Below are 22,177 nucleotides of genomic sequence, written 5' to 3'. Positions count from 1 at the left end.
TTTGTTACTAAATAGTGAACACATAAAAAGTAAAGCAATAGATTTTTCATCCTATTTTTAAAGTATAAGTGAATAAAAAAATAATTATTTTGATTTATGGTAAAAATTAGAGTTTTTATTTACAATAGTTAAAGCGACTAAAATTTGGGGGTAAAAATGAAATTTACAAAGATGCAAGCAGCAGGAAATGATTTTATTTTAGTAAATGGATTGGAAGAACAGAAAGATAATTGGAATGAATTTGCAAAAAAAGTGTGTGATAGACATTTTGGAATAGGTGCAGATGGATTGATGTTTTGCAGTGAAAGTAAAATAGTAGATATAAGAATGCACTATTACAACTCTGATGGCTCAAGAGGAGAGATGTGTGGTAATGGAATTAGATGTTTTTCTAAATTTGTCTATGATAATAAAATAGTAGATAAAAAACATTTCTTAGTTGAGACCGATGCAGGAATAAAAACTATTAATTTAGAAACAGATGAAGATGGCGAAGCAATTTATCTTACTGTGGATATGGAGAAAGTTAATTTTAGAGCTGATTCAATTACAAATATTACAGATAGTGAAATTGTATTAAATAAAAAAGTAGTTATAGATGGAAGAGAGATTATATTATCAAGTGTTTTGATGGGAGTACCACATACAGTAGTATTTGTTGATGACTATTCTAATTATGATGTAAATGATTTAGGAAGAAAGATAGAAATGTTAGATATCTTTAAAAACAAAACAAATGTAAATTTTGTAAAAAAAATAGATGAAAAAACAATGGAGATTAAAACTTGGGAAAGGGGTGCAGGAAGAACTTTAGGTTGTGGAACTGGTTGTTGTGCATCAGCAGCAGTGGCAAAAAAATTAGGAATAGTTGATGAAAGTAAGATTTTAATGAAAGCAGAGGGAGGAGATGTTCAAGTAGAGATAAAAGAGGATTATAGTATCATTATGGCTGGAAAAGCAGAGAGAATATGTATTGGGGAGATATAAAAATATTTAGTGGGCTAGAAAATAACTTGAATTAAAATAAAGGGAGGTAAAAGATGGCAGATTTAAAGAAAAAAAGTATATGGGAAGCTTACAGATTCTCAATAATACTATTAGGAGCAATTTTTTTAGGAAGTTTAATAGGTATCCAATTTGGAGAAAAGGCAAAAGTTTTAAAACCTTTAGGGGATCTGTTTATTAACGGTATGTTTACAATAGTAGTTCCATTGGTGTTGGTAACTATCAGTAGTTCAATATCTAGTATGAGTGATATGAAGAGATTAAAAAGTGTTTTAAAAAATCTATTCTTAGTATTTGTGTCAACAGGATTTGTAGCAGCGATAATAATTTTAGTAATAGTTACAGTTTTTCCACCAGCTCAAGGGGTAAATTTAAGTTTAAAAGCTACTGAAGCATTAAAACCATTCCAAACTGGTGAACAAGTTGTAAAAGCTCTAACTGTAACAGATTTTCCTGAATTGATTTCAAGAAAAAATATGTTACCATTGATTCTATTTTCAATAGTTTTTGGAATGTGTGTCAATATGATTGGAGAAAAGGGAAAACCAGTTGCAAAAGGGTTAGAGGCTCTAGCAGAAGTTTTCTTAAAGATGATTAATCTATTAATGTATTATGCACCTATTGGATTAGGAGCTTATTTTGCAGCATTAGTTGGAGAGTATGGAGGTCAATTAATAGGATCTTATACAAGAGCTATGGTTATCTACTATCCTCTATGTTTTATATATTTTGTGGTTATGTTCCCAATTTATGGATATATTGCAGGGGGAAAAGATGGAGTAAGAGCAATGAAACATCTAATTTCACCAGGGATTACATCTCTTGCAACTCAAAGTAGTATAGCAACTCTTCCAGTAAACTTAGAGGCAGCAGAAAAAATAGGAGTACCAAAGGATATTAGAGAGATTGTTTTACCTATTGGAGCGACTGCTCATATGGATGGAACAGTATTTAGTTCAATATTAAAGATCTCTTTCCTATTCGGAATTTTCCAAGTGCCATTTACAGGAGTTGGAACATATGTTAGTGCTATTTTACTTTCAATAGTAGGTGGAGTAGTAATGTCTGGTGTACCAGGTGGAGGATTAATAGGAGAGATGTTAATAGTAACAATGTATGGATTCCCACCAGAAGCATTTCCTATAATTGCAACTATAGGTTATTTAGTAGATCCACCAGCAACTATGATAAATGCCACAGGAGATACAGTAGCTGCTATGTTAGTAACTAGATTGGTAGAGGGAAAAGATTGGATGAAAAGAAAACTAGGATAAAATAGAAACAAAAAAGCTTATTCGATTTTTGTCGGATAAGCTTTTTTCTATAAAATTATTTATTAAAAAATTCAGCCCATTTATCAGCTTTAAAACCTAGAAGAACACCTTTTTCAGTAACCACAAGAGGTCTTTTTACCAACATACCATTAGAAGCTAGAATTTTAATAAGCTCTTCATCAGATTCAGTTGCTACTTTTTCTTTTAAGTTCATCTCTCTATATAAGATTCCGCTTGTATTAAAGAATTTTTTAACAGGTAGTCCACTTAAGGCTATAAACTCTTTTAACTCTTCAGCAGTAGGATTATTTTCAACAATATGTCTATCTGTAAAAGATAGATTATTTTCTTCTAACCATTTTTTAGCTTTTACACAAGTACTACATTTTGGATAGTTTATAAAAAGTATTGACATAAATTATTCCTCCTTAAAGATAAATTTTAACTATATTATACAATATATTGGAAAAAATAAAATAAAATTTTTATAAAAAATAGTACTAAAAAAATAATACTATAATATTATTATATTGACATAAAATAAAAATCTTGTTATAATTTTAATTAGTATGTTAATTGTATAGTATAAATAAGCATAAAATAAAAAAGAAAAAATATAGGAGGAAAGGGAATAATGTATAAAAAAAGAGAAGTTATACTTACAGGATTTGCATTATTTGCGATGCTTTTTGGAGCAGGAAATCTGATATTTCCCCCTGCTGTAGGATTTGAAACTGGGCAAAATTGGCTGACAGCAGCAACAGGGTTTATTCTTACAGGAGCAGGCTTTCCATTAATGGCAATAATTGCAGCAGCAGTAGCAGGAAAAGATTTGGATAGTTTTGCAGTTAGAGTTTCTGCTAAATTTAGTAAAGTATTTAATATAGCTTTAATTTTAGCAATAGGACCACTTTTAGCACTGCCAAGAACAGGGGCAACAGCCTTTGAAATGATAGTGCCACAAAGTACTGAAAATTATAGTGTATATAAATTTATATTCTTAGGAGTATTCTTTCTTATAACTATTTTATTTTCATTAAAATCAAGTAAGGTAATAGATAGAGTAGGAGCTATTTTAACACCAATATTATTAATAGTATTAGCTATAATAATATTTAAAGGTATTTTTTCACCTATTGGAGTTCCAAGTGATCTACATAAACCAGAAACTTTTAAATATGGTTTTCTTACTGGATATCAAACAATGGATACATTAGCAGCTATTGTTTTCTCAGAGATAATTTTGAAATCTATTAGAAAAGACAAAGCATTAACTAAGAGACAGGAGCTTTCATTCCTTTTACAAACTAGTGTTATTGCAATAGGTGGCTTAGCTATTGTATATGGTGGATTAGTTTATATTGGAGCTACAGCAACAGATGTTGTAACTGGTGGAAAGGGAAATATAGAGCTACTATCTTCAATGGTAATTTTACTATTGGGAAATGCAGGAAAGTTAATACTAGGTATATGTGTAGCTGGAGCTTGTTTAACAACAGCAATAGGGCTTACAGCAACAGTTGGAGATTATTTTAGTAATCTATTGAAAATATCTTATGAGAAGATAGTTTTATTTACTGTGGTAATAAGTTTTATATTTGCAAGTTTTGGAGTGGATATGATAGTAAAATTAGCAGTTCCAGTTTTAGTATTTATCTATCCTATCTCAATAGTATTGATAGCCCTTAACTTTTTTAAAGATTTTATAAAAAATGATAATACATTTACAGGAGCAGTTATAGGAGCAGGAATAGTAAGTGGATATGAAACACTAGCAGGACTAATTTCTCTTCCAGAGAGTGTGAAACTTCTATACAACTCTCTACCTCTTTCAAGTATAGGATTTGCATGGTTAATTCCTAGTATTGTTGTAGGGGTACTGTTTAGTTTTATTAAGAAGAAGTAAAAGATAATTTTAGTAAGTCGTGAAATAGTATGACTCAGTTATTTTTTAGAGTCATACTATTTTTATGTTATAAATATTTTAGATTGGAGTGATTAAAATTTACAGAAAGAAAGATATTATTTTAACAGGATTTGCATTATTTGCAATGTTATTTGGAGCGGGAAATTTGATATTTCCACCTAAAGTAGGATTTGATGTTGGGGAGATGTGGGAAGCAGCTACATTGGGATTTTTTATAACAGGAATAGGGATTCCACTTTTAGCAATTATTTCAGCAGCATATGCAGGTAAAGATTTAGATGATTTTGCTAATAGAGTGTCACCTAAATTTAGTAAGGTATTTAATGTAGTTTTAATATTAGCAATAGGTCCATTTTTAGCATTACCAAGAACAGGGGCAACTGCTTATGAAATGGCAATTTTACCACATACTAATGGAACAGATGTGGATATGTATAAATATATATTCCTTTTTATCTATTTTGCAGTAGTACTTATGTTTTCAATAAGAGCAAATGCTGTAATTGAGAGAGTAGGAAAGGTATTAACTCCTATTTTAATAATAATTCTTGCAATAATAATAGTAAAAGGGGTATTTTTCCCATTAGGAGAACCAGTTGTAGTTGAAACAATGACTAACCCTTTTAAATATGGATTCTATAATGGATATCAAACAATGGACACATTGGGAGCTATTGTATTCTCTAGTATCATAATAAAAGCTATTAGAAATGGAAGAAATTTGACTGTAAAACAAGAAATGAAATTTTTAAGTAGCTCAAGTATAATAGCAGTTTGTGGATTAGCAGTGGTATATGGTGGATTATTATATATTGGTGCTACTTCTAATGGAATATTCCAAGGAGCTAAGACTACACAACTTTTAAATGAGATAGTAGATAGAATGTTAGGAAGATCAGGAAACCTAATTTTAGGAATCTGTGTAACTGGAGCTTGTCTAACAACAGCAATAGGGCTTACAGCAACAGTTGGAGATTATTTTAGTAAATTATTAAATACAACATATGAAAAAGTTGTAATTGTAACTACAATTATTAGCTTTATATTTGCAGGTTTTGGAGTAGATATAATAGTAAAAATTTCAGCACCTATCTTAACTTTAATCTATCCAATAGCAATAGTTTTAATTATTTTAAACTTCTTTAAGGAGCAAATAAAATCAAATTCAATTTATGTAGGGGCAGTAGTAGGAGCAAGTTTAGTTGGGGCTTATGAAATGGCACAAGTTTTATCAATAAATACCAGTGAAATTTTAACTATTATATATAGAAGCCTTCCATTAAATACTTTTGGTTTAGCATGGATTCTTCCAAGTATAATTTGTGCTGTTAGTTTTAAATATATGTTTAAAACTAGATAATTGTTTTATAAATAGGACTCTTTTAAAAGAAAAATATATATGAAATAAAATAAGATTGTATGTTTTATATATATGTTGTAAAATGAGATATATAATATTTTTGAAAGGAGTCAAATATGGATTACAAAATTTTAACATGTGGAATTTTATTATTAATAAGTCTTCTTTCAATTAGAGTAACCAAAAAAGTGCAAGTTCCATTGCTGATACTCTTCCTTTTTATAGGGATTGCAGCAGGTTCTGAGGGAATTGGTGGTATCTATTTTGATGATGCTAAGATTACTCAAGATATAGGAAATGTTGCATTATTGTTTATTCTATTTGCTGGGGCACTTGAAACAAAGAAATCTGATGCAACAATGGCACTCTATCCAAGTGGGATATTGGCAACAGCAGGGGTATTTTTTACAGCTATGTTAGCTGCTTTAATAGCCTATGTTCTAACTAGCTTAAATTTAAAGGAGTCCTTACTGTTTGGGGCAATAGTTTCTTCAACAGATGCAGCAGCAGTTATATCCATGCTTGGTGGATCAAATCTTAAAAAGAAAATACGTACAGTAATAGAGATAGAGTCTGGAAGTAATGACCCTATGGCATATGCTTTGATTCTTTTTATATTATCAATGTTTGGAGCAGGAGAAAAGACAAGTATATTTTGGGGAGTAATATTTTTATTTAGACAAATTATATTTGGTGCTTTAATGGGAATTATATTTGGAAAGATATCATTACCATTGGGGAAAATATTGAAGATAGAGAGAGAAGAGTTTTTGACAATTCATATAATAGCCATGTTATTTATATGTTTTGCAGGAACTAATATTATAGGTGGAAATGGATTTTTAGCTATCTATTTAATGGGAATATTAATAGGAAATGAGCACTTTGATTTTAGAATGAACTGTATAAAAAATATGAGGGTAGCATCTTGGTTGATGCAGATAACAATGTTTATTATTCTAGGATTATTGGTGTTCCCAAGTCAGTTAAAAGCAGTTGTAATAAGGGGAAGTATATTAGCAATTATGATAACAATAGTTGCTCGTATGGCAGTTGTATTTGCTCTAATGTCACCTTTTAAGTATACCAAAAAAGAAAAGTTCTTTATGTCTTGGGCAGGTTTAAAAGGAGCAGTTCCAATTATTTTTTCAACTAATGCAATAACAGCAGGGATAGACAATTCACAGGTAATATTTAATATGGTTTTCTATATGGTAGTTTTCTCTGTAATGATTCAAGGTATGACATTGAAACCATTGGCTAAATATTTGGGGCTTTTAGATCCTGTTAGTGAAGCAGATGCTGATACTATTGATTTAGAGGAATTAGAAGAGCTTTCATTAAAAAAATTGTATTTAGATAGAAAATCTGAGTATATCAATAAAGAGATAAGAGAGTTAAATCTTCCTAAAAGTATGCATATAATCTCTATTCGTAGAGGAGATGAGGATATTACACCTAGAGGAGATGTAATTTTAAAAGCTGGAGATAAGATTCTATTTTCAATGAAATAAAGTTAGAAAAGATTGTTATAAGTTGAGCTAAAATCACTTTTAACAATCTTTTTTATTTTTATAAATTTAAATTACTAAACTATAATATATTTTTTCTTTTCCAAATATCAGCTAAAATGGAATTTGGAGAAGAATATTAGAGAGAGTTACGAAATCTGATGCTAAAAATTCCGACGTGTTTGAGACGAAGTCGAGTTTCGGAATTTTAGTCAGATGAGTATTACTCTCTCTTTATTCTTTGACATGGAATTTAGCTGATATTTAAAATATAAGTTTTGATAACTTAACTTGACTAATAATCGCTAATGCAAAGGTACTTTGCTGTAAAACTAACGATATATTAGAGAACCTAGCTTAGCTAGATAAATTATAGTTTAGAAATAAAAAAATAAGCTAATAAATCAAATTAATGATTTACCAGCTTATTCGCATGCTTATTTATTATATTCTTCAAGCCTTTTATACATCATAGTAGCTGCTCCAGATACAAGTCTTTTTTGAATAAAACTATCTGAAACATCTTTAAAGTAGTTAGTAGCTATTAAAGTTGAGAATCCATGGGCATACATCCAGCAATCAAGGAAAAGCTCAGTTTTAAACTCTTCATCTAGTTTCTCAAATCTGCTATCTTTAGACATCTCTACTTTTATTAAATCTCTAAACTCTCTAACAAGGCTACTATAAGAGCTATCTTTTAGGAATATTGTATGGAAAAGTTGTTTTTCCTCTCTAGCAAATTTACAAATTCCTATTCCTATATTAAGAAATATATACTCTGTACTAGACTCTTTAACATACTCCATAAATATAGATTTAGCTTGATTAATAAGATCTTTTTTCAGTATTTCTAATGAAGTGTAGAAACTATATATTGGAGCTGGAGAACAATTCAGCGATTTAGCTAAATTTCTAGCAGTTATAGCTTCTAATCCATTTTGCTTAAAAACCTCAAAGGCCTTCTTAAAAATCTGTTCTTTAGTAAAAATAGCTTTTTTAGGCAATCTTCTCCTCCTCTATATAGTTAAAATTAGAATTTCTTTGTATAAGCTAAACCAAATGCAGTAATGCTTTTATCATATTCTGGGTTAGCAATTCCATAGTCTGCATATTTTTTATCATAGTGTCCAGTTTCTTGATCATAGAAGAAGTGGCATACTGTAAATACCCATTCATCACAATCAGTAGGTGCGTATTTAAGCCCTGCTCCAACTGTAACTGAGTTTAGTGCAAACTCTATATCATCATATGAACTTACTTTAGCACCAGTATGAGCATAGTTTACACTTCCAAGTAGAGTCCATTTTTCATTAAGTTTATACTCATTTCCAAGAGCTATTTCCCAACCATTATCATATTCAGCTTCTAGCCCTTTTAATATGATATCTTTTCCAGTTTTAGGATTTGGTATAGTTATAGATCCAGCAACTCTATCCATCTTAGCATCTTTATTAAAATAGTAGTTTCCAGAGATAGCAGTTGTCCATCTATCTGTTACCTTATATGAAGCTCCTAGTGCTAATATAGCTGGTAAATCTCTTCTAGTTTTTGTTCCAGGTTTAAATTCAGGATAAAAATGGCTAAATTCAACATTAGCTATATTTATAAATCCAAATTCTGGATGATTTATAATTAGGTTAGCAGGAGTTTCATCGCCACTAGCTTTAAAATTTAATTTAACTCTAGAATCATATCTCATAGCTAAATTTAATCTATCAGTTGCTTTATAGTTAAATCCAATTTGAGCTCCTAATCCCCAAGCTGTTCTATCTGAATCTATATCAGCATGAATATCTTTAGCTTTTGTAGGGTCATTAGATTTAATATCAATATTTCCTTTTAATTTTTTCATTCCTAATACTGCTCTACCAGCAATAGACATAGATAGTTTATCATTAACTTTCCATGCTCTTCCTAAAGTAGTTTGTCCATAAAGACTTTTTCCTTCAGCAGATGAACCATTATCTTGAAATAATTTAGCACCTCCACCTATTAAATTATTTAATAAATCAGGTACCACTGCAGTTCCAGCAACACCATCTTTATATTCAAGGTCTCCACCTCCACCAAGTCCTCCAAATGTCCAGAATATAGTTCTTTCATCTCTTACACTATATAGAGCTAAAGTTGGGATATATTGTAATAAATCTGCTTTATACTCTTTTCCATTGTAATCCATTTTTTCATGTCCAACAGCTAGTTGAGCTCCAATATGGAAGTAAGTTCCGTTATCTAAGTGAACAAGTCCAGCTGGGTTATAGTAAACAGATGATTTATTTATTAAACCATTTTGTGATTGGTTTCCTAAATACTCAGGTGTATATGTTTGAATATGATCTATTGATGTAGCATAAGCACCAGTACTTAAAAGTGCTGCAATTGCTAAAATTCCAAGTTTCTTTTTCATTTTTCCTCCTAAATTTTTATATATAACATATGTAATATAACATTTGTATTTTAATTTAGGATTAAAAAAATATTAATTTTTTTTAATAATTAGTTTTCACTATTCTTTATTAAACCTTTTCTATAAGCATTCAGTAGTTTCTTTAGATCATTAACTTGGTTTTGTAACTCTTTTCCAATATCTGTGTCTTTAACTCTTATTCTATTTTGGCTAACATCAACTATACGACTAGATGAGATAATATCCTTACCCTCTTTTATAGATTTTTCAGCAGACTCAAAAGGAGCATGAGAAACTAATTTCATACCATAAGAGTTAAAAATTAGAGTATATCCAGCTAAACCAGTTTGAGGCTGATAAGCTTTAGAGAAACCACCATCAATAATATAAAGCTTACCATTTGCTTTAATAGGAGATTCTCCCTTTTTCTCTTTAACAGGAACATGTCCATTAATAATATGAGAAATTTTAGGATTTAATTTAAACTCTTTAAGAATCATATCACAAGTTTCCTCTTGATTACAGAATTTATAGTAAGGATTTTTATTTTCCACATGAGTTTCTTTGTTTTCTATAAAATAACGTTCAAAAGTTTTCATATCATCTTTTCCAAATAGAGGAGAGTCTTTACCACACCACATATACCAAACAAAATCAGCTTTAACCTTATCTTCAGGGCTATCAGCACTATTAGCTCTATTAAAGTAAGCTTCTCTGCAAAGTTTTTCAGCTCTATCAAGAGCAGCCTTTCCTTTTAAATACTCTCCTCTTATATAGATATCTTTTAATTGTCCATCAGCAGTAAGAGGAATACAACCATGATATAGAAGATTAGAGTTACATTTTAGATACAAGCTTCCCTTAGCAAATAAAAATCTAATATGTCTTTGTAGCTTTTCACTTCTTAAAAATGAAAGTCTTAGATTTTCCATGATCTCACTCTCTTCACGAGTAAGCTTTAAAGGGTTATTTTTATCAACAGTTGGGAAGTTCTTATCTCTTAACTCATATTCTTTACCATTTAATGTTATAACTCCTCTGTCAAAATCAATTTTTCTAAACATATTTCTATGTTCCATATTAAAATCAGGGTTTCTTTCAATAATATTACCTTCAATTTTCATTTGAATAACAGTGATAGCCTTATGAATTTGTGCTTTTAATGGAGTACTTTTTCCATCTCTACTTTGGAAATATTCACAAGGATCATTACCATAATTTTCCATAGCAAAAGTAGCTAGAGGAAGAAGATTGATTCCATAGGCATCTTCTAAAATATCGTTATTACCATATCTAGCACATATTCTAATAACATTAGCTATACAACCTTTACTTCCAAGTCCTGCTCCCATCCATAGAATATCGTGGTTTCCCCATTGAATGTCAACATCATGATAATTCATAAGAGTATCCATAATGAGGTGGGGACTAGGTCCCCTGTCATAAATATCCCCCACTATATGTAATCTATCAATTATAAGTCTTTGAATTAGATTTGAAATTGCCATAACAAACTCTTTAGCTCTTCCAATAGAGATAATTGTATCAATGATATTAGCTATATACTCTTTTTTATTTAAAAGTTCCTTTCTTTCATATATAATTTCTTGAATAATATATGAGAAATCTTTAGGCATAGCTTTTCTAACTTTTGAACTTGTATATTTAGAAGATACAACACTACAAATTTCAATTAGACGATAGATAATAGTTTTATACCATTTATCCATATTTTTAAGATCTTTAGCTAACCACTCTATCTTTTCTTTTGGATAATATATAACAGTTGCTAACTCTTTTTTCTCAAAAATATTAAGTTCATCACCAAAAACTTCATCTATTTTTTGACGAACAGCACCAGATCCATTTTTTAGAACATGGTTAAAAGCTTCATATTCTCCATGGATATCACTAAGAAAGTGTTCTGTACCCTTTGGTAAATTTAATATGGCTTGTAAGTTGATAATTTCAGTAGCAGTTTCACCAATATTTTTAAATTTTCCAGAAAGTAAAGTAAGATATTTAATTTCTTGTTCTGCAATAACTTTTTCTAATTCGCTCATTTAATTCTCCCCATGATAAATTATTTTTTATTTTATTTGTTTCTTATATGACTTTGTGCAGCTGCTACAATAGCAACAAGTACTCTAAATGGTGAGCAACTTACATAGTCAAGACCAGTTTTTTCAAAGAAATCTATACTCTTCGGATCTCCACCATGTTCTCCACAGATACCTATTTCAAGATTAGGATTAGCTTCTCTTCCTAAAGTAGCACCTAATTTAACAAGTTTTCCAACTCCTCTTACATCAATAGAAGCAAAAGGTTCAAGTTTGAAGATACCATGAGTATGGTAATCATCTATAAATTTAACTGAGTCATCTCTAGAAAGTCCCATAGTAGTTTGAGTTAAGTCATTAGTACCAAATGAGAAGAATTCAGCTTCTTTAGCAATATCATCAGCTAATAGACATGCTCTTGGAGTTTCCATCATAGTACCAATCTTATACTCTATACTCATTCCTTGCTCTTCAAATACCTTGTTAATTTCAGCAGTAATATTTTGTTTTATAAATTTAAGCTCTCCAACACCTATGATAAGAGGTATCATAATTTCAGGTTTAACATTGATTCCCTCTTTTTTACATTGAAGTGCAGCTTCAATAACTCCTCTAGCTTGAGTATTATAAATTTCAGGATAAGTTACAGCAAGTCTACATCCTCTGTGTCCAAGCATAGGGTTTTCATCTTTAAGATTTCTAATTCTTCTTTCTATTTCGATTAATGGAAGATTTAATATACTTGCCATTTTTTCTTTGTCTTTTTCCTCTTTAGGTAAAAATTCATGTAGAGGTGGGTCAAGTAATCTGATAATTACAACTTGTCCATCAACAACTTTAAAGATATTGTAGAAATCTTCTCTTTGAAGATCTAACATCTTTTTAAGAGCTTCTTCTCTTTCAACTGGGTTAGTACTCATAATCATACTTCTAATAGTCCAGATTTTTTCCTTTTGGAAGAACATATGTTCAGTTCTACAAAGTCCTATTCCTTCAGCTCCAAATCCTTTTCCTAAGAAAGCATCAGCAGGAGTATCAGCATTCATTCTAACTCCAAGTCTTTTAATTTCTTTACACCAAGATACAAACTCTTTTAGATTATCATCAAATTTAGGTTCAGTAAGTTTAACTTTACCAAGGAAAATTTCTCCTGTGTATCCACTAATAGAGATAAAATCTCCCTCTTTTATTGTATGTCCATTGATATACATCTCTCTCTTAATATCGTTAATTTGTATCTCTCCACAACCAGTAACACAACATTTACCCATTCCTCTAGCAACAACAGCTCCATGAGATGTAGCTCCACCTTTAACAGTAACAATACCTTGAGCTTGGCTAATTCCTTTGATATCTTCTGGAGAAGTTTCCTCTCTAACTAGAATAGCAAGAGCTCTAGTTTCAACTCTTTCAGATGCAAACATAACTCTACCAATTGCAACTCCTGCTGAACCTGGAAGTCCTTTACCAAGTAAAGTAGCTTTTTTAACAGCTTCAGGGTCAAAGTTTCCATGAAGAAGTTGAGGAAGAACATTAGGATCAACTTTCATAATAGCTTCTTCTTTAGATAAGATTCCTTCATGCACCATATCAACAGCTATTTTTACAGCAGCATATGGACTTCTCTTACCGTTTCTAGTTTGAAGAAGATATAGTTTTCCATCTTCAATTGTAAACTCAATATCTTGCATATCTTTATTGTGATTTTCAAGAACTTTAGCAAGTCTAGCAAATTCATCATAGATTTCAGGAAGTTGTTCGTGAAGTCTAGCTATTGGTTCAGGAGTTCTGATACCAGCAACAATATCTTCACCTTGAGCCTTTAATAGATACTCTCCAAATAGTTCATTTTCTCCATTAGAAGGGTTTCTAGAGAAAGCAACACCAGTACCTGATTTATCATTACGGTTACCAAATACCATCTCTTGAATAACTACTGCAGTTCCCATTGAGTCATCAATTCCATTTATCTTTCTATAAAGAATAGCTCTGTCATTTTCCCAAGAGTTAAAGATAGCATTTACTGCCATAAATAATTGTTCTTTTGCAGATTCTGGGAAATCTAATCCAGTTTTTTCTTTGTAAAGTTCTTTAGATTTTTTTATAACTAATTTGTAAGTCTCAATTTTTGGCTCATCTTTTCTTTCAGCAAATAATTTTTCTTTTAAAGAGAAGAAAAGTTCTTTTTCAATTCCCATAACTATTTCAGAGAACATTTGGATAAATCTAGCATAAAGTTCATGTACAAATATCTCATCATTAAATATTTTTGACATTTTTTCAGCAGTGATATCATTAAGTCCAAGGTTTAATATAGTGTCCATCATTCCAGGCATAGATATAGGAGCTCCTGATCTTACAGATACAAGAAGAGGATTATCTCCTTCAAATTTTTTACCTGTTACCTCTTGTAAATATTCAAGTTTTTCAAGAATTTCTTTTTCAAGTTCTGGAGTTATTTTCTTGCCATCTCTAAAAAACTCTTTACATGCTGTAGTTGAAATAATTATTCCTTCAGGTATAGGTAGTCCTATTCTTTTCATTTCAGCTAAGTTTCCACCTTTTCCACCTAATATGTCTATTAATTCCTTTCCACCTTCATTAAAACCATAAACTCTTTTCATAGTTAGCCTCCTTGGTTTACTTCGATAAAAATTCCATAAATAACTTTGTAATATTTGTCTTTGTTAAACGTCCTACAATTTTTAAAATTTTAGTTCCCTTTTTTTCTTCAACTCTTACAACTGGTAAAGAATCAATTTGGTGAGTGATAAGTTTTTTAACACTATCCAAAACACTGTCATTTTCTTCAACATATATGATATTAGGCATTCTAGTCATAATCACATTAATAGGAATTTTGTCTATATCTGTTTTTCCAATAGCTATTTTTAATAGATCTTTTCTAGAAACAACTCCTACTAATTGATCATTGTCAGTTATAAAAATAGTACCTACATCTTTTGAAAATATATTGATGATAGTTTCATAAACAGAAAGATTAGTGTCTACTGTTATAGGAGGACCCATAATATCTTTTACCTTTTCAGTTTCATTTTTCCCTATATAAGTATATCCAATTTTAGGTTTAGATTCTAATATTTTCATTCCTGTTAAAATTGAAAAATCTGTTCTGAGGGCTGATCTAGTTAAAAATAAACGTTCTCCAATCTCTTTACCTGTGATAGGCTGGTATTTTTTAACAATATCAATAATTTCTTTTTGTCTATCAGTTAGTGTCAATGTAAATCCCCCTTCAAGTATAGTGTGCACTTAAAATATTTGAATTATTCTTTACTTCTTAATATTATATTTACCACAGTTTTTTAAGAAAAGCAACTCTTTTTTAAAGTGTACACTTATAAAAAATATAAGAGTTTAAGTTTTATGAGAGTTTACAAAATAAAATTCCATATAAAGAAATATTAAACAAGATAATAAAAAAACTGGATAAGTCATTTTCAACTTATCCAGTTAACTTTAATCTATTAAATTTTTTTGTAAAATTATATTTCCTTCAATATTTTTAATAATAAAATATCCATCTTCAAAAGAACCATAAGAGTGAGGAGAATTTTCTTTAGGTAGAGTGATTGAACCAGGATTTAAAAATAGCTTTCCATCATTTTCAAATATCATTGGTATATGAAAATGTCCATAAAGTAGAATATCACCATCTTCAAGAGGTAGAGGATTATCTTTATTATAAATATGTCCATGAGTAATAAAAATTTTTTTATTATTCCAAAATAGAAGATGATAGTCACTCATAATAGGAAAGTTAAGCATCATCTGATCAACTTCGCTATCACAATTTCCCCTTACAGCTATAATTTTATTTTTATAATTATTTAATAATTCAATAACCTCTTTAGGATTATAACCCTCAGGAATAGGGTTTCTAGGTCCATGATAAAGCTCATCTCCTAAAAGAATAAGTTTATCGTAATTTTCTCTTTCAAAAATATCTAAAACTTTTTTTAAATATACAGGAGAGCCATGTATATCTGAAATTACTAATAGTTTCATTTTCCCTCCAAAATCACATATAAAGCTTATTTTCTTTGATGAATTCTAAAACCTTTTTAGGAAGAAATTCACTAGTATCTTCTTCATTTTTTAATTTTCCTCTTACTAAAGTGGATGAAACATTAAAAAGAGGACTATTTAAATAGATTAGGTTTTTATCTTGTAGTAAACTTTTATACCCTTTTCTTTTTAATACTACTACCTTACTTTTTTCAAGAATTTTTTTATAATCTTTCCATTGAGAAAAATAATCAGCAGAATCTTCACCTATAATTTCAAAAAATTCGTTTTCTTCTCCATAAAGTTTTTGAATTTTTTTTAAAGTATCTATTGTGTAAGAAATAGAGGTATTTTTAATTTCTATATCAGATATTTCAATATTTTTATACTTTTCAAAAGCAAGCTGACACATTTTAAGCCTATACTCTCCAGACACTAGATTATTTTCTCTATGAGAAGGAGTTCCAACAGGAATAATTAATATTTTATCTAACTTTAAATTTTCTAGTACATAGGTAGCAATTTTAACATGCCCAAAGTGTATAGGATTAAAACTTCCCCCATAAATACCAATTTTCATTTTTTATCTATTCAACTCCGCAATAGCTTCAATTAGCTCTTGTTGATTTGAGGCTTCTAGAAGAGTATTTCTTGATTCTGTATTTCTAAAAGTTCTCATAAGAGTTCCTACAAGAGATAGATACTCTGCTCCTTGACTCTTAGGAGCTCCTAACATCACTAATAATTTTACACTTTCACCATCAAGGGAATTAAAATTGATAGGTTCTTTTAAAAGAGCTACAGCAACTACAATTTTTTTTATATTTTCACATCTAGCATGTGGAAGAGCTATTCCAAGCCCTATACCAGTACTACCTACTTTTTCACGATTAAGTATATTTTCTAAAAAATCCTCTTTATTAGAAAGAGCATCACTATTTTCTCCAATTAAATCAACCATTATCTTTAAAATCTCTTCTTTAGTATGTTTTCCATCAATTACAGTGATAAGTTTATTATTAAAATATTCAAGCATAATTTTTCCCCCTATAGAAAAACAGATAGTAGATATTTTTCTGTACTATTCAAAGATGTCACTTTTTTTAGTGTAGTTAATTCATTTTTTATTTTTTGAATAAATCTGTTTTGAGAATTAAGCTCTAATTCTTCAAGAGCTAGTAATGAAGATAAAGCCCCAAGTCCTTCTTTACTATTTAAGATATTCTCGTTAGCTAATAAAAATTCTTTTAAGTTAAAAGAACTGTTTTCTTCAATTTCTGCAGTTTCATAGAAATAAAAGTTATCTCTATATTTAGTTAAGAAAGATATAACTAAGTAGAATAGATTTTCGTCATACTCTTGATTGTTCATAAGTTTTTTAAACGATAATACAACAAGAGGTTTTAAACTTTTTAAATCTCCCATTAAACTAAATAGTAGAACAGTTTTAAAAAATTCATCTCTATTTCTTAAAAATAGTTCTTTCCCATATTTTAAAGCAAACTCTAATCCGCCATTAGTTAGAGTCTTTAATAGATTTTCTTTCAATTTCTTTTCATCGACATTTGATAATCTATTTATTTTACCTATTTTGCATCTCTCTTTTAAATCTGCTTTTTCAAAAATATTTTCTATTAATAATTCATTGTCATTACAATATGTAAAAAATGGAATAACTAGGTTATTATCTTTTCTTTTTAATTCTCCATTTTCATTGATAGTAAAGTATGCTCTCTTATCCAGTATAGGAGCAAAGGCTGATAAAGTTTTAATTTTTCCATTTTCCTCTAAGAGAGAAAGTAGATAATTTTTATCATTCTCCTTTATTATAGAAATCATTTTATCGTCAGTTATCATTTTTTAATTTCCTCCAAATCTTTTAAACTGTTATCTTCCAATAGAGTAAACTCTATCTTTAATACAAATAGATTATTAATAGATAGATCACTTGGAAGTTTTACCAAATCTTTCTCAGTTGTAATTATATAAGAAGCTTGCATACTTTCAGCACGTTTTTGAATAAGTTCAATATCTTTTTTCTTAAAATTATGGTGGTCCATAAAATCTACTCTTTCAATATAAGATGGCTCTAAAGATATTACTGTTTTTTCAAAGTTAAGAGGATTAGCAAGACCTGAAAAAAGCAGAACTCTCTTGTCTTTTATCCAAAATAGAGGTTTAGCATTTCCTTTTAGATCACAAAGAGATGTAACTCCATGTTTAGCTGTGGAAACCTCTTTATTCAATTTTTTCTTTAAATATTTTTTTATTCTTTCAACTTCTCTTTCACTTACTAAATCTGATTTTGTAATTATAAATTCACTAGCTCTTTTAGCAGCTTTTTTAAAATCTTCTCTCAACATTCCCAAAGGAAGAAGTTGTCCCCAACCAAAAGGATTAGTAGCATCAATAAGAACTATATCTCTATTACGTCCTAATTTTCTATGTTGAAAACCATCATCAAGAATAATAGTGTCTACATTAAAGTGTTTTTTAGCAAAAAGACACCCTTTATATCTATTAGAACTTACAATTATTGGTATCTTATGAAGATTGAGAGCATGTAAAAATGGCTCATCTCCACTCTCTCGAGTAGTGGCAAAAATCTCTCTTCCATCACTTACTAAAAGAGGTTCTCTCTTTCTCTTTCCTCGATATCCTCTAGAAACTACTGCAACCTTTCGCCCCATCTTTTGTAATCTTTTTGAAAAATATTGAACAGCAGGGGTTTTACCAGTACCCCCTACAGTAATATTTCCTATGCATATTACTTCAACTCCTGGAACTCTCTTTACTCTAAAGATTCCCTTATCATAAAGAAAGTTTCGCAAGGAAGTAATTAAATAATATATAAACGATAATATTCTCATCATTACCCCTTAACATCTTTTTTATCCTGTCTTTTTATTTTACCTCTATATTTAAAAAAATCAAAGTTTTTTTTCATAAAAATTTAAAATTTAACAGGAACAATCTTGGAAATACCAATTTCTTTGTTCATAGTTACACCAAAAATAGTTTCAGACTCTCTCATAGTATCTTTGTTATGGGTAATTAATATAAATTGAGATCTGTCTGTAAACTCTTTTAATTTTCCTATTAATTTTCTAGTATTTTTTTCATCTAATGCAGCTTCAATCTCATCAAGGAAAGTGAATGGACTAGGTTTATACATAAAGATAGCCATTATAAAAGCTATTGCAACCATAGATTTTTCTCCACCTGATAGGAGAGAAAGAGTCTGTCTTTTTTTATTACCAAATTTTACAAAGATTTCAACACCACAATTATCAAAATCTTCAGAATTATTGATTAAAAGTTTTCCTTCAGAGTTATTTAATGTTTCTCTACACATTTGATTGAAGTTTCTGTCAATTTCATTATAAGCCTTGAAGAATCTTTTGTGAATAGTATCATCAATTTCAATAATCAAGTTTGAAAGAACATTTTTTCCTTTTATTAAATCCTCTTTTTGTGAAGTTAAAAATACAAATTTTTGATTTAATTCTTTAAATTCTTCAATAGCTAAAAGGTTTACAGCTTGGAAATTTTTTAATCTATTCTCTAGTAATCTTAACTTTTCTTTTAATTCTTTAATCTGAGAAAAATCAATCTCAATAGTAGCAACTTCAGTTAAATTAGATAGAGACTCCTCTAATTTTTCAATCTCTTTTCTATTTCTTTCTAAGCTCTCCTCAACTCTATTAAAACTATCTTTTTTATGAAGAAGATAACTTTCAGTTTCTTTTCTACTTTTATTTAACTCTCTCTCTTCACTGCTAAGAGTTTCAAAGTTAGATTTTCTATTTGAAACCTCACTATTTTCACTTTCATATTTTGCTATTTTTTCATTAACTTCTCTTTGAAGAGCCTCTCCATTTTTAGTTAAATCTTCAATCTCTTTTTCAAGGAATATTATTTTATCTTCCATATGTTTTTTATCTTCTAAGATAGATTCTTTCTCTTTTCTTTCTCTTTCTAATTCCCGATCTACTTGTCCAACTTTATCTTGACTATTCATATAGAGAATTTTAACATCAGAAAATTGATTTTTCTTTTCTTCAATGATAGAGTTTAGATTATTTATCTCTTTTCCCTCTTTTTCTTCATCTAATTTAATTTCAGAGATAACTTGCTCTATTTTTTCTCTCTCATTTTTAGAGTTTGTTATTCTTTTTTCAAATTCATTACTATATTTTTCTTCTTCTTCTAATTCAACTTTAACAATACGTCTATCTTTTTCAATTCTCTCTTTTTTCAAAATATAATCGTTGTATAACTCTTCAGCTAATTTTAGTTGTTTTCTTGTTCCATCTTCTAATGAATCGATTTTATCAATTTCATTTTCAAATTTTTCTAAAGTTTTACTCAGATTATTTTGCTCTGCTACACTATTTTTTATAGTTTCTTGTAATTTAGAAACAGTTTCTTTTAAAGTTCTAATCTCTTTCTTTCTTTCGAAAATTTGATTAGCTGTTGAATTTCCAGAATCTCCCCCAGTAATTCTTCCTCTTGAACTTAAAAGTTCTCCACTTAAAGTTACTATATTTCCCATAAAACTATTGCTTTTTACAATCTTTAAAGCAGTATCAACAGTATCTACAACTAAAAGATTTCCAAGAACAAAGTCTACAACAATTTTATATCTATCTTGAGTTTGTACTAATTCAGAGGCACGTCCAATCACTCCAGGAATATTGATATTTAACTCTTTTTTAGGCGAAACTTTAATTGTATCTAGGGCTAAGAAAGAAGCTTTTCCAGCTTTTCTCTCTTTTAAAAGAGAGATAGCTTTTTTGGCAGTTTCTCCACTATCAACTATAATATCTTGAATATTTCCAGGGACTCCAGCCTCAATAGCTTTTTCAAATTTTTCAGGAACAGATACTAAAGAGATAAATACCCCTTCAACACCAGGTAGTTTACTATTTAAAACTTCTTTAACACCTTTAAAAAATCCTTCATTATTCTCTTCCATTCTTAAAAGAGATTGTAGTTTAGCTGAAAATCTTTTTTCATCATATTCAGAACTTCTTAAAATTTCTGATAATCTATTACTCTGTTGACTAATCTTACTTATTTCCTCTTCTAAGAATTGTCCTCTTTTTTCAATTTCTATTAATTTTTTTTCTTTATTATCTTTATCATTTCCAGCTTTTTCAATATCTTTTAAAATTAAATTTAATTTATTATCATAAGATTCTAACTCTGCTTTTAAATTAGTTACCTTAGAGTTGCTTCCCTTAATTCTTCTACTAGAAGTTTCTATATCATTTAAAAGTTTCATCTTTTCTATTTCAAGTTCCATGACTCTCTTTTTCTTTAGTTCTATTCCAAGTTCTAGTTCTTTTTTTGAGTTAGTTAGATTTTTTACCTCTTCTTCAAATTTGATATTTTCTTTAGCAAGCTCTTCAATTTTTGATTTTAGTTCATCTTTTTCTTTAGTAAGTGAATTTAAAAGAGCCTCTTTTTCATTTAATTTTAAACTACTATTTTTAACCCTTTCATATCTATCTTCAAGTTCTCTTTTATATCCAATAGCTCTTTCACTTATTTTAACTTTTTCTCTCTCTTTAATTTCAATATCATTTTTCAACTCTTGATTTTTGCTACTTATCTCTTCAATCTCTTTTTTTAGTTGTAGTTTTTCTCTATCAATAGTTTCTAATCTTTTTTCAATTTTATTAAATTCATCCTCAAATCTATTAATTTCATGGATTAGATTTTCTTTAAGTTGATTTTCATCCTTTAATATATTCTTTCTATCATTATATTCAGCACTATAAATTCCCTTTGCAAGAGTATCTTTCTCATCTTTTAAGTTAAGATACTCTTGAGCTTTACCAGCTTGTTTTTCAACTCTATCTCTATTTTCTCCAACTTCATTTAAAACTAAATCTATTTTTTCTAATTCCATCTCAACATTGGATAAATTTTTAGATGCTTCATTTTTCTTTTGTTGGAATTTTTTTATTCCAGCAGCCTCTTCAATAATTCCTTTGATCTCCTTAGAAGATGAACCTATAATACGTTCAACCTTTCCTTGACCAATTACAGAGTAAGCACTTTTCCCAACTCCAGTATCTAGAAAAAGATTCCCTATATCTTTTAATCTAGTTTTTACATCGTTTATATAATACTCATTCTCTCCATTTACATAGATTTTTCTAGTTATTTTAATTTCATTATTTTCTATTGGAAGAAAAGAATCACTATTATCAATAAAAAGAGAAACTTCAGCAGAGTTCATAGGTTTTTTATCTTTTCCACCAGAAAAAATAATATCTGCACTCTCCTTAGCTCTTATATTTTTATATGATTGTTCTCCTAATACCCATAATACAGCATCAAGGATATTTGATTTTCCACTTCCATTAGGTCCTACAATAGATGTAATCCCTTTATTAAACTCTATATAAACTTTTTCTCCAAAAGATTTAAATCCAAAAATCTCAACTGCTTTTAAATACATTTTTGTTCTCCTATAAGTAATTTTATATTATTTTACAATTAGATTATAACTTAATTTTGTAAAAATAGAAAATTAAAAATTTTTTTACTTTATAGAAAAGTTTAGAAAAGAATTGTAATATATATATCTATA

17 protein-coding genes are annotated in these 22,177 nt (G+C 29.0%); 5 read left to right on the top strand and 12 right to left on the bottom strand.

Features of this window, described 5'->3' with window-relative positions; all coding sequences use genetic code 11:
* Window positions 1-156 precede the first annotated feature (156 nt).
* Together I6E31_03620 and I6E31_03615 are read left to right on the top strand one after the other, a co-directional pair.
* Window positions 157-987 (top strand): diaminopimelate epimerase, encoded by an 831-nt coding sequence (locus I6E31_03620; protein ID MCF2639061.1) that lies wholly within the window; start codon window positions 157-159, stop codon window positions 985-987.
* Window positions 988-1,040: 53 nt separating this feature from the next.
* Window positions 1,041-2,279, top strand: coding sequence for a dicarboxylate/amino acid:cation symporter (locus I6E31_03615; GenBank protein ID MCF2639060.1), 1,239 nt, complete (start codon window positions 1,041-1,043; stop codon window positions 2,277-2,279).
* A 55-nt stretch (window positions 2,280-2,334) separates the two neighbouring features.
* Here I6E31_03615 and I6E31_03610 read toward each other — a convergent pair whose 3' ends face one another.
* Window positions 2,335-2,694, bottom strand: a complete 360-nt coding sequence (locus tag I6E31_03610) for an arsenate reductase family protein (protein MCF2639059.1) — start codon at window positions 2,692-2,694, stop codon at window positions 2,335-2,337.
* A gap of 219 nt (window positions 2,695-2,913) precedes the next feature.
* Here I6E31_03610 and brnQ (I6E31_03605) point away from each other — a divergent pair, with 219 nt between their 5' ends.
* The 3 genes from brnQ (I6E31_03605) (at window position 2,914) to I6E31_03595 (ending at window position 7,080) form a co-directional block, all read left to right on the top strand.
* On the top strand, window positions 2,914-4,185 hold the full coding sequence (brnQ, locus tag I6E31_03605) for a branched-chain amino acid transport system II carrier protein (protein MCF2639058.1): 1,272 nt from the start codon (window positions 2,914-2,916) through the stop codon (window positions 4,183-4,185).
* 97 nt (window positions 4,186-4,282) lie between these two features.
* Complete coding sequence (gene brnQ, locus I6E31_03600; protein MCF2639057.1) at window positions 4,283-5,566, top strand: branched-chain amino acid transport system II carrier protein; 1,284 nt, start codon at window positions 4,283-4,285, stop codon at window positions 5,564-5,566.
* 116 nt (window positions 5,567-5,682) lie between these two features.
* A complete protein-coding gene (locus tag I6E31_03595) occupies window positions 5,683-7,080 on the top strand; it encodes a potassium/proton antiporter (GenBank protein MCF2639056.1) in 1,398 nt (465 codons plus the stop codon).
* A 434-nt stretch (window positions 7,081-7,514) separates the two neighbouring features.
* Here I6E31_03595 and I6E31_03590 read toward each other — a convergent pair whose 3' ends face one another.
* The 11 genes from I6E31_03590 to smc form a co-directional block, all read right to left on the bottom strand.
* Window positions 7,515-8,081 (bottom strand): TetR/AcrR family transcriptional regulator, encoded by a 567-nt coding sequence (locus I6E31_03590; protein MCF2639055.1) that lies wholly within the window; start codon window positions 8,079-8,081, stop codon window positions 7,515-7,517.
* A gap of 26 nt (window positions 8,082-8,107) precedes the next feature.
* Complete coding sequence (locus I6E31_03585; GenBank protein MCF2639054.1) at window positions 8,108-9,484, bottom strand: outer membrane protein transport protein; 1,377 nt, start codon at window positions 9,482-9,484, stop codon at window positions 8,108-8,110.
* 89 nt (window positions 9,485-9,573) lie between these two features.
* On the bottom strand, window positions 9,574-11,547 hold the full coding sequence (locus tag I6E31_03580; GenBank protein ID MCF2639053.1) for a fructose-1,6-bisphosphatase: 1,974 nt from the start codon (window positions 11,545-11,547) through the stop codon (window positions 9,574-9,576).
* A gap of 32 nt (window positions 11,548-11,579) precedes the next feature.
* Window positions 11,580-14,168, bottom strand: coding sequence for a pyruvate, phosphate dikinase (locus I6E31_03575; protein MCF2639052.1), 2,589 nt, complete (start codon window positions 14,166-14,168; stop codon window positions 11,580-11,582).
* Between the two features lie 16 nt (window positions 14,169-14,184).
* Entirely contained in the window at window positions 14,185-14,787 is a 603-nt protein-coding gene (locus I6E31_03570) for a CBS domain-containing protein (GenBank protein MCF2639051.1), read from the bottom strand.
* A 237-nt stretch (window positions 14,788-15,024) separates the two neighbouring features.
* Window positions 15,025-15,573 carry a phosphodiesterase gene (yfcE, locus tag I6E31_03565; protein MCF2639050.1) on the bottom strand — a complete coding sequence of 183 codons (549 nt, stop codon included), beginning with the start codon at window positions 15,571-15,573 and terminating at the stop codon, window positions 15,025-15,027.
* A gap of 13 nt (window positions 15,574-15,586) precedes the next feature.
* Window positions 15,587-16,153 carry a nicotinate (nicotinamide) nucleotide adenylyltransferase gene (nadD, locus tag I6E31_03560; protein MCF2639049.1) on the bottom strand — a complete coding sequence of 189 codons (567 nt, stop codon included), beginning with the start codon at window positions 16,151-16,153 and terminating at the stop codon, window positions 15,587-15,589.
* A gap of 3 nt (window positions 16,154-16,156) precedes the next feature.
* On the bottom strand, window positions 16,157-16,609 hold the full coding sequence (locus I6E31_03555; protein MCF2639048.1) for a PTS sugar transporter subunit IIA: 453 nt from the start codon (window positions 16,607-16,609) through the stop codon (window positions 16,157-16,159).
* Window positions 16,610-16,620: 11 nt separating this feature from the next.
* Window positions 16,621-17,427 (bottom strand): hypothetical protein, encoded by an 807-nt coding sequence (locus I6E31_03550; GenBank protein ID MCF2639047.1) that lies wholly within the window; start codon window positions 17,425-17,427, stop codon window positions 16,621-16,623.
* Window positions 17,427-18,443: a tetraacyldisaccharide 4'-kinase gene (lpxK, locus tag I6E31_03545; protein MCF2639046.1), complete on the bottom strand. Its 1,017-nt coding sequence runs from the start codon at window positions 18,441-18,443 to the stop codon at window positions 17,427-17,429. Before lpxK ends, I6E31_03550 begins: the two co-directional genes overlap by 1 nt.
* Before the next feature lie 83 nt (window positions 18,444-18,526).
* Window positions 18,527-22,045 (bottom strand): chromosome segregation protein SMC, encoded by a 3,519-nt coding sequence (gene smc, locus I6E31_03540; GenBank protein ID MCF2639045.1) that lies wholly within the window; start codon window positions 22,043-22,045, stop codon window positions 18,527-18,529.
* Window positions 22,046-22,177 lie beyond the last annotated feature (132 nt).

The sequence above is a fragment of the Fusobacterium varium genome (assembly GCA_021531615.1).
Taxonomy (GTDB): Bacteria; Fusobacteriota; Fusobacteriia; order Fusobacteriales; family Fusobacteriaceae; genus Fusobacterium_A; species Fusobacterium_A varium_C.
This window is presented reverse-complemented; position numbering and strand designations above follow the sequence as displayed.

Coding starts and splice junctions, on each gene's coding strand:
- I6E31_03620 (MCF2639061.1), top strand. CDS start 157: ATGAAATTTACAAAGATGCAAGCAGCAGGAAATGATTTTATTTTAGTA.
- I6E31_03615 (MCF2639060.1), top strand. CDS start 1,041: ATGGCAGATTTAAAGAAAAAAAGTATATGGGAAGCTTACAGATTCTCA.
- I6E31_03610 (MCF2639059.1), bottom strand. CDS start 2,694: ATGTCAATACTTTTTATAAACTATCCAAAATGTAGTACTTGTGTAAAA.
- brnQ (MCF2639058.1), top strand. CDS start 2,914: ATGTATAAAAAAAGAGAAGTTATACTTACAGGATTTGCATTATTTGCG.
- I6E31_03595 (MCF2639056.1), top strand. CDS start 5,683: ATGGATTACAAAATTTTAACATGTGGAATTTTATTATTAATAAGTCTT.
- I6E31_03585 (MCF2639054.1), bottom strand. CDS start 9,484: ATGAAAAAGAAACTTGGAATTTTAGCAATTGCAGCACTTTTAAGTACT.
- I6E31_03580 (MCF2639053.1), bottom strand. CDS start 11,547: ATGAGCGAATTAGAAAAAGTTATTGCAGAACAAGAAATTAAATATCTT.
- I6E31_03575 (MCF2639052.1), bottom strand. CDS start 14,168: ATGAAAAGAGTTTATGGTTTTAATGAAGGTGGAAAGGAATTAATAGAC.
- yfcE (MCF2639050.1), bottom strand. CDS start 15,573: ATGAAACTATTAGTAATTTCAGATATACATGGCTCTCCTGTATATTTA.
- nadD (MCF2639049.1), bottom strand. CDS start 16,153: ATGAAAATTGGTATTTATGGGGGAAGTTTTAATCCTATACACTTTGGG.
- I6E31_03555 (MCF2639048.1), bottom strand. CDS start 16,609: ATGCTTGAATATTTTAATAATAAACTTATCACTGTAATTGATGGAAAA.
- lpxK (MCF2639046.1), bottom strand. CDS start 18,443: ATGAGAATATTATCGTTTATATATTATTTAATTACTTCCTTGCGAAAC.
- smc (MCF2639045.1), bottom strand. CDS start 22,045: ATGTATTTAAAAGCAGTTGAGATTTTTGGATTTAAATCTTTTGGAGAA.